Source organism: Streptomyces corynorhini, assembly GCF_003346515.1.
Lineage (GTDB): Bacteria > Actinomycetota > Actinomycetes > Streptomycetales > Streptomycetaceae > Streptomyces > Streptomyces corynorhini.
The window spans coordinates 325-600 of record NZ_QQNA01000434.1 but is presented as its reverse complement, the minus strand read 5'-3'; the positions used below and the strand labels follow the sequence as shown (position 1 = coordinate 600).

At 75.0% G+C, this 276-nt stretch carries 1 protein-coding gene; it reads right to left on the bottom strand.

Translation table 11 applies throughout. The annotated features are described in order from the left end of the window. A partial coding sequence (locus tag DVH02_RS34045; protein WP_325051424.1) for an acetyl-coenzyme A synthetase N-terminal domain-containing protein occupies nucleotides 1–276 on the bottom strand: 276 nt, incomplete at both ends.

Genomic DNA, 276 nt, shown 5'->3' with positions numbered 1-276 from the left:
GGCGCGCGCCGGGTCCTCGGCGGTGCGCAGGGCGTGTTCGGCGTAGTTGAGGGTGGCGCCGGGGAACCACTGGGCGCCGGGCATGGCGCGGTCGCCGAGTACGCGTTCGTACGGGGTGGCGAAGCGGACGGAGAACCAGTCGGCGACGGCGGCCCAGAACGTCTCCAGTTCCGCGACGGACCAGCGCTGGAGGGCCGGGTAGCCGCCTTCGGCGGGTGCTCCGTACCGTTCGGCCGCCCAGCTCTGGAAGCGGGTGACGGCCGCGGCGGCGATCCG